Origin of the sequence: Brevibacillus daliensis (assembly GCF_021245735.1) — a bacterium.
GTDB lineage: Bacteria > Bacillota > Bacilli > Brevibacillales > Brevibacillaceae > Brevibacillus_B > Brevibacillus_B daliensis.
In genome coordinates this window covers 37838-50073 of the sequence record NZ_JAJISB010000004.1, presented here as the reverse complement: position 1 = coordinate 50073, position 12236 = coordinate 37838, and the positions used below count along the sequence as shown (strand labels likewise).

Sequence of the window (12236 nt, the reverse complement as noted above, 5' to 3'; positions counted from 1 at the left end):
CATAGAGAGTGTGGAATGTTATACCCGGAAACGTTCAATCAATCCGGCTAATTCTTGAGAGATCTGACGTAGTTCCTCAGATGATCCTTGAAGAGCTAGCATCGATGTTACCTGAGACTCAGAGGATACATACACATTTTGCATGTAATCAGCAGAAAGCTTAGCGATTTGTGCTGTCTCATCAACAGAAGAAGCAATCTCTTCACTGGCAGCAGACATTTCCTCTGAAATTGCAGAGTTATCATGAATTTGTTCCGTTATATTTTTAATTTGTTGTAGGATGCGCTGGAAGGCTTCACCTGAATCTTGTACCAATTGAACACCGCTAGCGACGCTAAGGTTTACATCATTCATAGATTCCATTGCACGATTTGTCTCTGTGTGTACTTCATTGATTAGGATAGCGATTTTACCAGCAGATTCTGAAGATTGTTCTGCAAGCTTCCTTACCTCATCTGCAACCACAGCAAATCCTCTACCATGTTCTCCTGCACGGGCAGCCTCTATGCTTGCATTAAGAGCAAGCAGATTGGTCTGGGAAGAGATGTCAGTTATCATATCTACAATTTTTACAATCTCGTTAGAACGATCTTGCAAGACTCTCACGACAGAGAGGGAATGCTCGACAGATACACCGATGTTGTTCATTTGGTTTACTGCGTACTGTACCGTGTTATTCCCACTCTCAGCTTCTTGGGTCGTATCAAGTGAGAATTCCGCAATTGAGGTGGTAGATTCAGCAATTCGTTGAATACCCACTGCCATCTCTTCCATTCCTTTGGCACTTTCCTCTGTACGCATGAGCTGATTATCTGCTCCACCTGCCACTTCTTTTACATTTTCAGTAATCTTGTCAATAGCAATAATATTAGTCTCCACATGGGAGGTTACTTGGTCTGAGGATGCTATCAGCTTTTTGGATGCTGATAAAATCTCTGAAATTAGATAATTAATGGACAATTGCATAGATTGCAGAGAATTTGCCAGGGTGCCCAGCTCGTCTTTGCGTTGAAGCAATTGAGTTGGTACTTCATTGGTTAAATTACCTTCCCCGATTTCTTTCATGTGATCATTTAAGGTTGTAATTGGTCTAGAGAATTTACCAGCTAGAATAATTGAGGCTATCAAAGCACTAGCACCTAAGATTACGCTTATGATAAGAATCAGGAAGAAGATATGATCAATGCTTTTAGTAAGCTCATGTTGTTCAATGAATGAAATGTATTTCCAGCCTGTTTTTGGTGAGGTATAGATATTCGTTAAAAAATCCTGATTTTCCATAACGACATCCAGTTGACCTGTCGACATATCACTTAGTTGGGCCAATGTATCATTTTCTAAGTCTTTCACATTTTTGGAGATCATCTCCGGGTATTGAGGATTAGCTAGTACAGTACCCTCAGGTGAAATCATCATCACATAACCGGTTTCCCCAATTTTCATTTCTTTTAAGACTTCCGTTAAATTTAGTAGATTCGTATCAATACCAAGTACACCTACTGCTTTACCGCTCATATCACGAAGTTGTGTAACGATACTAACTGCAATTGTATCTGTTCCTGACAAGATATAAGGATCAGTGATCACTGCTTGTTCCGGTTCCTGCATGGCATCTTTATACCAAGGACGATCGCGTGGGTCATAATGTGGGCTCATATCTTTTTCTGGATACTGTGTATATCCGCTAAACTCAGTACCTACAAATAAAGATGAAGTATTTGGATGGGCCTGAATGTAGCGTTTAAATTCCTGGCTCAGTTCAGCTTCTATACCGCCATTTGCCATGGCATTTATTTTAACTGTGCCAGATTCATTCTTATATGACTTAATCGTTGCATCTGTTTTTTTCAACAGAGCCGAGTTGGCAAGCATAGTCACATTCTCTCGGATGGAATTAAAATAAATAGATACGCCATTATCCACTTGGGCTACTTCCTTGGTGTTAGCCTCCAAGAAATCCTGGTGAATTTGTTTTTTCATATCCAAGTAAACAACGCTACTAATAAGGGCAATCGGGATTGTGGTACATAAAACAAATGCAATAATTAGCTTGGCTTTTATTGTATGAAACAAAGGCGTTCCCTCCCACATGCTAGTAACCCCTATCAACTTTTTACAAATAATAGGAGGTAGAGGCGAAATTTTATTTATGTTCAATTAATTAATCGGATGATTATGGAATAAAGTGAAGGATTTTCGCAAAAAAATCATAATCTAGTTAATTGTTAATGAAGATATTGTTAAGTTTGCGTAAAGGTTTAAAAACAAAGATACTGGTGGGGATTTTTAGATTATTTTCAGGTGAAGAATGCCGTTTTTTGAACGATTTATAAAGTGAAATTGAAACTTTATTGTCACAAAGTGGATTCTTCAGGGGTATAGCGCTATGGGGAAAGGTAATCGTGAACAGACGGCCAGGGTCCAGTCGGCTGTCGTTTCACTGTTAAAAGTGGGGCTGCAAAAATCAGATAATGACTTTTGAGACAGCCCCTCATTGGAATGCACTTGGTTATTTTTTTAGTCTATATGGTACGGTTGCTATTTTTACATCTTGTCGAGCAAACAAATGAGCTCGTAGAAAGATACTTGTTTGGTTATGAAGCAGATTATGCCACCAACGTTTTGTAATAAACTGTGGAATCATTACCGTCACGTGGTCAGTCTCTGCCGTTTTCCATTCAACTGTATCAATAAACTTAAATAAGGGTTTTATGATACTGCGGTAATGTGAACGTAGAACAATCAAGCGTACACCTGGATTCCACTGTTCCCATTTTTCTTCCATTATTTTCATATCTTCATCACTGAACCCAACATACACGGCAACTATGTCATCTGACAATGATTGAGCATAACTAATCGTATTTTTAACTACCTGTGAGATTCCAGCAACAGGGATCACAATCACACTACCTTTTGGTTGCGGTTTGTCGGTTTCAAAATCAAGTCGTAACTCATCAGCCAAACCTTTATAATGCTTATTAATCTTCCGAAAAATAAAAATAACAGTAGGAAGGAATATGAAAATCGCCCAAACCTGTGAAAATTTTGTAATCAAGAAAATAAGGCAAATTGTAAATGTGGTCAGCATTCCAATGGTATTGATAATAAAAGGAGTAAACCATCCTGGCGGCTTTTTCGTCATCCATCGCTTCATCATGCCTGCTTGAGACAACGTAAAAGGGATAAATACACCAAGAGCATATAACGGAATTAAATTCTCCGTGTCTCCTCCAAAAGATATAACCAAGATTGCTGAGAGGACGCCCAAGAAAATGATTCCATTTGAGAAACCTAGACGGTCTCCACGTGCCATAAACATATTTGGCATAAATCTGTCTTTGGCTAACATAAAAGCAAGCAAAGGGAAGGCAGCAAAAGCAGTATTGGCAGCGAGGAATAAAATCAGAGCTGTGACAGCTTGAATAAAATAATAAATGATTCCTCGTCCAAATACAGCTAATGCGATTTGAGAAACTACCGTTTCCTCAGGTTTTGGAACGATACCATATATATAAGCCAACAGACTAATGCCCATGAACATAATACCGAGGATAAGCCCCATCATCATAAGGGTCAAAGCAGCATTTCTCGGTGCTGGGTTCCTAAAATTAGGTATTGCATTCGATACGGCTTCTACCCCTGTTAACGCTGAACACCCAGAACTAAATGCCCTCAAAAGAAGAAATAACGTAATCCCTGGGACAGCAGTGCCTAAAACGGGAGCTTTAGCATGCACATTACCTACCATCCATTGAAATCCTCCACCAATAATCAATAGCAAAATAGCAAAAACAAACAGATAAACAGGATACATTAAAATGGTGGCTAATTCTGTGATGCCCCTTAAATTTAATAACGTTACCGTTGCAATCATTATAAGAGCAATCAGTATTCGATGCTCATGCAGCACTGGAAAAGCTGAGGTAATGGCATCTGTTGAAGCTGACGTACTCACCGCCACGGTTAGAATGTAATCCACCAGTAGAGAGCCACCCGCAACTAATCCTGAAGAGGTTCCAAAATTGTCTTTGGCCACAATGTACGCTCCACCACCTGTTGTATAAGCAAAGATAGTTTGGCGGTAGGACAAAACGAGTATCGTTAATAGACCAATAACCGCAACTGATATTGGTATTGAATACCATAACGCTACTGCACCCAAAGTAACTAACACGAGAAGAATTTGTTCAGTTCCGTAAGCTACAGAAGATAAAGCATCAGAAGAAAGCACAGCTAATGCTTTTAGCTTATTTAATTTTTCTTCTCCAAGCTCAGTTGATTTCATCGGTCTGCCTAATAATATTCTTTTTAAAACCGATATCATACTAACTCTCCTTACAAACATTTTAGGTTAGTTAGTTTCTCCTCTTATCATCATAATTAACAAGTGAAATTTTTCTTGTAAGACCTCCCGCTACAAATTAATGTTTCCTCGTGTTTACTCACTCATTCAACTAACGACAATCTAGAGAGATGGAGAAATCATGTAACTTTTACACTGATTTTCCAAAAATAAAAAAGCCTGCTTGAAAAAATCAAAAAACAGGCTTTTCGGCGTATGTGAAACGATTACCTCCAGATGTACGTTCTACCTGTTGATTTCTTCCTGAAGTGCTTGTTTTGCAAGCAAAAGGGAACCAATTACTCCGGCATTATCCCCTAAACCAGGCCTTACAATATAATCACTAAGATCTGGTAAGGAAACATAATTGTTGATCAACTCTAGCAAATATTTATAAATATACGGGAATATCTGTATTTGGTTCATGACTCCACCGCCAAGTATAATTTTTTTCGGTGAGAGGATTAATACATATTGCATGAGAGCCTGAGCTATATAGTATCCTTCTAGATCCCACACTTCAGATCGTTCAGTTAGGTTAACCCCTTTATCAGCCCAGCGTTCTTCAATGGCGGGACCTGAGGCAAGTCCTTCTAAGCAATCATGGTGATACGAGCACTTCCCCTGATACTCATCATTCGGATGACGTCTAACAAGGGTATGCCCCATTTCCGGATGCGATAGCCCCTGAAGGAGTTTACCTTGCACAACCGCTCCTGCACCAATGCCTGTTCCAACCGTTATATACAAACAGCTATCCAAGCCTTTTGCTGCACCAAAGGTTGCTTCTCCTAATGCTGCAGCATTCACATCAGTATTGAACCCAACTGGAACAGGAAATGCATCTTTGATTGTTTGGACAAACGGATAATCCTTCCACCCAGTTTTAGGTGTAGAAGTAATATAACCGTATGTAGGACTTTCCGGATTTACATCAATCGGTCCAAACGAACCAATCCCAATGGCTTTAATACCATATTGGTTAAAAAAGGCAATCACTCTCGGAATGGTATCCTCAGGATTTGTCGTTGGAATCTGAATTCTATCTATTATTTTGCCCATTTCATCTCCGACAGCACAGACAAATTTCGTTCCTCCAGCTTCAATTGCACCTAACACATAAACCCCTCCCTATTTTCACAATATAATTGGACTTTAGCCCGGGACATTCACTCAAAGAAGGGTCTTTAAGATAACTTAAAGACCCCTCAAATTATTATAGTTTAGAAAACTCGCGACGCAAGGGGTTTCTACAAATGGTGGCGCCTTTGCTTTAGGTCCCACTGCGGGGTTAGTAAATAAGGTAGGGAAACACAATATCACATCAAAAATAATACTTTTTTCTATTGAAAAACCATGAAAAGAGATAGCAGACAAACTGGGGATTGAGGATGAGTATATCTACAAAATTATTCGTTCGCGTCATATATTTTATGTTTCGTCTTACTTGTGGTTTTCTCTTTTTAGACCGGATGCTGCCAGGTATGATTTAAGCATGAAACACCCCTGAATGGTTGCCGTTTGGAAATACATACTTCATTCCTTTAACTCCCCCTTATGCTGATTCGTAATTCCGATCGGCTTGTCCAAAGCTTTACACAGCCTTTCACTTAATTTAAACGGGTTGCTAGTAAAGAAATCTTGATATAACGGATTTACCTCGGTACTCTCAAAAAGCTGAGATCAGAGATGAGGAGCCACGTATGACATTTTGAATGCATGAAGATAACTGGTCACTTATTGATGAATAACTTCAATCCATGAAATAGTTCTAATCAAAAGTGAAAAATGGGAGACCCAACAGATAAAGTCTGTTGGAATCTCCCATTCATTCGTTATAGGGCCCAGGTTTCCCCAACGCCCTGCTTTTCATCATTAGTAGATTGTGCTAACAACAGTTTATTCTGTTTCGTCCGCGTCGCCGTTGTTACCTTCAACACTCTCGCCCGCTTGGTTGCCTAACGCTGCTCCTACGGCTCCACCTACAACGGTGCCAATTGGACCCAACATGGAACCCACGACAGCGCCTGCTGCACCACCACCCACGGTTCCTACAGCTTCTCCAGTGTCAACGTCAGTTGCGTTGCTCATGTTGCGATCGTTTTTATTGCGGTCGTTATTATTAGCCATCCGTCTCACTCCTTCATTTTGTGATTGGAAAGGCTGCTACTTAACCAGCACAGTTCCAATACATATCTTGCCCTAACTGGTCTGAAAGGATTCTCAAATTAATCCATTACCATGAAGACTTCCAAGACTTAACTCTTCACCAAAAAGAAAATAACTTATGAACAATTGGCTGTAGAATTAGGAACAGCTAGAGAGGTTATTAGCCGCTCTTTAAAAGACTTCGCAAAAAAGAAAATCATCTTATTGCGTAGGTCCCAGATACAAATTTTGGACCGTACCCCCCTGTTTCAAATCCTCGATAACCATTAACTGTGACTTTGTCACGGAAAACCTTTCAAGAGACCGTTACTATAAGTACAAATCCTAATTCGAGGAGGAATTGTATGAAAAATCTTGGTAACCAGGATAGGGCTAGGGAGAATGATTCCCGAGACAAACCAAATTGTTTCTGCTAAGATGGGGAACTTTTCAAACATATGATTTCCCTTAAAATATTTCAATTACGTTTTCATGAAAACATCAAGCCACCTTCATCAGGTGGCTTGATGTTTTACGTATTTATTTTCCCCATTCCACATTCCCATATGCACCGCAAAGGATGGGTAGGCCCAGCACTTGAGATTATTTGTTTTCTGTTGACAATGAATTGATTATGTTACTAAGTGCATCTGTATTAAAATTCTCTTCTGCCATCTGGAACAATTCATAGGTGAATCCTTCGTATTCCCAAAGTACAGTTCCATTTGCAAAATAGACCTTTTTGCCGCCGATTGTCTCTGTTTTGACCTCTTCTGTGGTGCTGATACCGTTTTCTCCACCACGTGAAATCAACAATGAGATAAACTCTCCTTCTTTCTTATATTGCACCTCAACCGCACTGTCGCTATGAATCACACTATTTTCGTATTGATAATGATCCGACAGCCATGTCGACGCCGGAAAATCGATTCCCATAGCTACACGTGCTTCTTCCAATGTCATTTGCGGAGGTGTTTCTCCTTGAGTTATTTCGATTTCGCTTCCTTGTTCTTTCAGTTCTATTTGGTTTACTGGTATCTCTTTATCGTATTGCGTAATTTCCATATTTCCAACCTGGAAACGTGCCAGGATGGATTGGAGCATTCCTTGCGCAAATGATGTAGTCGAGAATGTACTGAATAGTAAACCCACAATAACGGCACTAACTGTGATAGACTTCCACTTGTTTTTTTTCATATAGATACCCTCCGTTTTCGTATACTTTGGTTGAATTGTTCCTGTTTCCATTTTAAATTTTAAACGATTAAAAATTTTGTCTTTAGAAGCTGTGTCATCTAGCTCTACATTTGTAAGTAAGTTTGTTACGTCACGAAATTCATCTATATCTTGCTTATTCTTCATACTGAAATCCTCCCTTTTCCAATTCTTTGTGCAGTTTTTTTAAACATCTGTAGAGAACGACACCGATATTTGAATCACTGACACCAAATAGGTCTGCTATTTCCGTATTTTTCAAGCATGCTCCAAATTTCATTGCAATGATATTGCGTTCTTTGTCACTCAGCTTTGCAATCGCTTTAAATAAGGCTTGATTATTTTCACCTCGGATCACAATTTCTTCGGGGGATGATTTTGGCTGAATAATGTTCAAAATGGAATCCAATGAAAATTTCACTCTTTTTTTCTGTGAGCGGAAATAATCAGTAACGGTATTTCGTGCGATAGCAAACAACCATACTTCAAATTTTGATTTGTCCGGGGAGAAGCTATAATATTTTGAAATCACCACTTCAAATACATGGCTGCATATCTCTTCTGCCGTATAGTGATTGTTAATTCGATAGTAAATATACTTATAGACACGCCTATAGTACACATCGTATATTTGGGCAAATTTTTCTGTCGACATGATTCCATTATGGATATCGCTTGTTTTGTATTGGCAAATTGTAGTGCTCACTTTGACACTCTCCACTCTACTTTCCCTCCCTTCAATGATTACATTTTTTAAAACTCAACAAATTGCGCAATTTGTTTTGATAAGTTTTACGATAGTTAATACGGAAGAAGGAGTATTGTATTAACAAGTCTATCATTTTTATTTTCTACTAAGGACTCGAATAGTAATGCTTCCCTTCAATTTCTTCATTGAAGGTTTATCTACTTTCGCCTTGTCCACTTCTGAGCTAAAATTTCAATTTGAAAGAGAATTGGACTTTCATCAAGCCAGAACCCAAAAGTAGTTGATGTAATCAATATTTTTTCGTGAAATTGTTATCGAGATAAAAAAACAAATGGGCGATTCAGATGGGTGTATCTGCATAAAAAAGAGGCACTTTGAAATTCCAGATTAAATTGCTGGGACATTCAAAGTACCTATATTTCAATATGAATATCTTTTACATCATCTGCTTAAGCCCCTACGTGATGTCACTTGGTCTTTAGAACAGTCCAGTCTTATATAAGAATACGGTTTGTTTCAACAGATTAAGTCAAAACCTTAATCTCTTTAAAATTTTTTAATGCGTATTGGGCTTACCATCAATATAGCGAGCAAAATTGTTACGAAAGAATTGCTGTAGAGAAATAACCCCATACCTGCCATGATAAGTCCTGAGAGAGTAATGGGAATACCCATAAAGTACCCGATTGTCGGTTTCGTGCTAAATCTCGCTAATCGTAAGGCTCCCATTGCCGGATAAAGAACAAATGCAAGTGAGGTTAGCAAAGAATGCGGGGATAGTGTGTGGAAAAGCAAAGCGGGGGCAATCCCGAAACTGACCACATCTGCGAGTGAGTCCAATTGAACTCCCAGCTCACTATTCACTTTCAATTTTCTTGCAATTCTCCCGTCGAATAAATCGAGAAAAGCGGCTAAAAAAATAAGAAGGGCCGCCATTCGCGAATAACCATTCATCGTAAAAGTAATCGAGAATAGACCGCTTATTAAATTTCCCATTGTAAATAAATTAGGTAGCCATTTGACAAATCGAGAGGACAATATAAGTCCACCTTTCCACAACTATAAAATCCAAGAATGAATTGTATCTCATAGTTATTGTATCTAATACGCATTAGAGTATTCATTGTGGGGATAGCGGTCATAAATGTTCGTTTGTATATTTATCATGATGTTGAATTAGATACATTCACTTTTTCGGATCACATATTCCTGATGATTTCTTTAGAATAGGATCATTCATGTGTTACATTATTATTGGTAATTGGTATGTAAACTTCCTGATAAAACAAAAAAACCACCTTCATCAGGTGGTTGCCTCGCATATGTATGGTGGAGGCGGGTCGTGGCTGTGCAAAACCACAATTCGCCGGAGCGTTATGATTCGGATGTTGGAAGAGGTTAATTAGAGATTCATACGCCTTTGCGGGTGAAGAGGTATGATTCTACAGTCGTTTGCTTCATCAAAGCACCCGTTTTGCGTATGGTAACATTCGGATCATTCTTGCAACAACAAAACAAATTACGACAGAAAGGGCCGATACGAGAATCCATTTAATTATCGCAGGCAAATCAATTCCACGAAGAGCAAGTGTCCATGCTACGATAATCGGCGGGTGTATCAAATAGACTGTATAGGCATTTTCCGATAACCATTTAGAAAAAACACTTATGGTATTTAATCGTTTTTGGAACCAAGAAAGCAGAGATAAAATAATTCCTAAACAGACGAATGGCTCCCACATCGCGTAGATGAATGCCTGTAAGTTTAAACCACCCTCAAAATTAATGTGTCCATCTAATCCTCCAGTTAGTATAAGTCCAAGAGGCATTATGGGAATCATACAAATTGCGATCCATTTCCAAGTTTGTTGCAATTTCTCCGGAATTTTATCCAGCCATGCTTGCCTTTGTGCTATGATCCCCGCAATAAACAGCAGTATGTAGGAAGGAAAGTATCCAAGCTGCAATTCCAAAGGTCCCTCGCCGGTGGGATAAACCATACGCACTAAGAAAGCAGTGAAACCGACAACAGCCGCTACTATAAACAATGTCTTACCACTAGGAAACGGAATGGATTTCTTTTGTTCGAGCCTATTTTTTGTAACAAATCGAAATAGCATATATAGCAATGCGAAGTAAATGGAGGCTTCTAAAAACCAAGTAGGACCAAAGAATGTCTCACGAAAACTCCAAACATTGTCATTGTAAAACTGAATGATAGTTTGTTTATTTCGAAATTTTGCAAACCATACAGTCATCGGACCGATTACAAAGTAATAAAAGAGAAGGGGAATACCTAAGCGCACAAGCCTATCCCTTAGAAACCTGATACTTCCTTTTCTCTCATACGATGTCGGAATAAAAAAAGAAGAAATAAAAAAGAAAAGCCCCATAAAAAAAGATTGGCATACAGCTGTAAAGATCGTTAGAAGAACCATAGTTACATTAACCTGACTTTTATCCACGTCCTCTAAAATCCAAGACCCAGCTGCTCCATAAGCAATAGAAGTATGAAACACAATAAGCAGTATGGTTAGAAACACTCGCAAGCTATCTAAGTATGCTAGCCTCTGATACATTCTAAATAAGCCCCCTTCTACTATTTACATATTATACCATGAAATAAGAAAAGGACCGTACTTATATGATTATAGAATTATGTTGTACCTGTACCATTTAAAAACATTAGAGTTATTTGAAAATTTTATTAAGACTCCAAATTTTGATGTATATGTAGCAAAAACCCCAACCTCTCGCGTTTGGGGTTTCACTTATTGATGGAGGCAGTGGGGATTCGAACCCCTGTCCGAAGATAACGTAACACATGCTTCTACGGGTGTAGTCACAGATTTAATGTCACCTAAGAAAGCCCTTCTTCGCAGTATCTCCTAGAGCCAGAGCATACTTCTTCAAAAGCACATAACTCATTTGTAATATCGACCGTAAACTCTGCCGCGTATTTACGTTCCATATATAGATGATACCCAATCAGCAGCAATTTTCGTTACTGTACCCCTAAATGAAACCGTAACTACAGACTATATTATGAAAATGTATAATTTATCACGTATTTTTAATACTAAAGCAGGAAAATCCAATGAAAAAACATAATTAAGGGAAAACGATAGCCAACACGCAGGAGGTAATTATGAGCAGATTAATTCATTTTGAGATTCATGTCGATGACATGGAGCGTGCCAAGAAGTTTTATGGAGAGGTATTCGGATGGACATTTGAGGATTGGAGCAGTTATGCTGGTATGCCTTATTTTGGAGCTGTGACGGGCGTTACAAATGAACCTGGAATTAACGGAGCTTTGATGCAACGCCAAGGACCTTCCCCGGAACCAGGCCAGCTTTTGAATGGCTATGCATGTACAATGGGAGTAGAGGACTATGATTCTACTGAAGCAAAAATTCTTAATCATGGAGGCAAGGTCGCATTGCCTAAGTACGCCCTTCCTGGTATGGCGTGGCAAGGCTATTATTTAGACACAGAAGGCAATATTTTTGGTATTCATCAACCAGATGAGAATGCAAAATAGACTTTACTTTATATATCCTTTTCCACATCGTAAAACCCAGTCCTAATGCGGACTTTCCTTCACTAAAGTAAAATCAAAATAAAAAAATTGCCTTCAAAAATGAAAAATGAGAAATCCAACAGATTAAGTCTGTTGGATTTCTCATTAATTCAGTACTTTTATGGAGGCGGGTCGTGGCAGTTCAAATCCACGATCCTTTTCATTCAGCTAATTGAAGGACTCCATTGTGATGACCCCTTCCCCACAAATCAAATCCTGCTCACCTTTTATCAAAA

Annotated in this window: 10 protein-coding genes and 1 pseudogene; 3 read left to right on the top strand and 8 right to left on the bottom strand. The window is 38.8% G+C overall.

What is annotated here, in order from left to right; genetic code table 11:
• Positions 1 to 18: 18 nt before the first annotated feature.
• From LM917_RS06115 to LM917_RS06105, 3 genes are all read right to left on the bottom strand, one after another.
• Positions 19 to 2073 (bottom strand): methyl-accepting chemotaxis protein, encoded by a 2055-nt coding sequence (locus tag LM917_RS06115; RefSeq protein ID WP_232696612.1) that lies wholly within the window; start codon positions 2071 to 2073, stop codon positions 19 to 21.
• A 436-nt stretch (positions 2074 to 2509) separates the two neighbouring features.
• Positions 2510 to 4327: a potassium transporter KimA gene (gene kimA, locus LM917_RS06110; RefSeq protein ID WP_232696611.1), complete on the bottom strand. Its 1818-nt coding sequence runs from the start codon at positions 4325 to 4327 to the stop codon at positions 2510 to 2512.
• Between the two features lie 264 nt (positions 4328 to 4591).
• A complete protein-coding gene (locus LM917_RS06105; RefSeq protein WP_232696610.1) occupies positions 4592 to 5464 on the bottom strand; it encodes an ROK family protein in 873 nt (290 codons plus the stop codon).
• Positions 5465 to 5594: 130 nt separating this feature from the next.
• Between LM917_RS06105 and LM917_RS06100 the strand changes: the two are divergent.
• Positions 5595 to 5774 (top strand): annotated as a pseudogene (locus LM917_RS06100) (GntR family transcriptional regulator); the annotation flags it as partial.
• Between the two features lie 470 nt (positions 5775 to 6244).
• Here LM917_RS06100 and LM917_RS06095 read toward each other — a convergent pair.
• Positions 6245 to 6475, bottom strand: coding sequence for a glycine zipper domain-containing protein (locus tag LM917_RS06095; protein ID WP_232696609.1), 231 nt, complete (start codon positions 6473 to 6475; stop codon positions 6245 to 6247).
• 150 nt (positions 6476 to 6625) lie between these two features.
• Between LM917_RS06095 and LM917_RS06090 the strand changes: the two genes are divergently transcribed.
• Entirely contained in the window at positions 6626 to 6784 is a 159-nt protein-coding gene (locus tag LM917_RS06090; RefSeq protein ID WP_309241942.1) for a helix-turn-helix domain-containing protein, read from the top strand.
• A gap of 312 nt (positions 6785 to 7096) precedes the next feature.
• On the opposite strand, the gene LM917_RS06085 is transcribed toward LM917_RS06090, so the two are convergent.
• The 4 genes from LM917_RS06085 to LM917_RS06070 all read right to left on the bottom strand — a co-directional run bounded on the left by LM917_RS06085 (position 7097) and on the right by LM917_RS06070 (position 10996).
• Positions 7097 to 7855, bottom strand: coding sequence for a hypothetical protein (locus tag LM917_RS06085; RefSeq protein WP_232696607.1), 759 nt, complete (start codon positions 7853 to 7855; stop codon positions 7097 to 7099).
• Complete coding sequence (locus tag LM917_RS06080; RefSeq protein WP_232696606.1) at positions 7845 to 8429, bottom strand: sigma-70 family RNA polymerase sigma factor; 585 nt, start codon at positions 8427 to 8429, stop codon at positions 7845 to 7847. Before LM917_RS06080 ends, LM917_RS06085 begins: the two co-directional genes overlap by 11 nt.
• 534 nt (positions 8430 to 8963) lie before the next feature.
• Positions 8964 to 9455 (bottom strand): CDP-diacylglycerol--serine O-phosphatidyltransferase, encoded by a 492-nt coding sequence (pssA, locus tag LM917_RS06075; RefSeq protein ID WP_232696605.1) that lies wholly within the window; start codon positions 9453 to 9455, stop codon positions 8964 to 8966.
• Positions 9456 to 9877: 422 nt separating this feature from the next.
• Positions 9878 to 10996, bottom strand: coding sequence for an acyltransferase family protein (locus LM917_RS06070; RefSeq protein ID WP_232696604.1), 1119 nt, complete (start codon positions 10994 to 10996; stop codon positions 9878 to 9880).
• Between the two features lie 569 nt (positions 10997 to 11565).
• Here LM917_RS06070 and LM917_RS06065 point away from each other — a divergent pair.
• Entirely contained in the window at positions 11566 to 11961 is a 396-nt protein-coding gene (locus LM917_RS06065) for a VOC family protein (RefSeq protein WP_232696603.1), read from the top strand.
• Positions 11962 to 12236 lie beyond the last annotated feature (275 nt).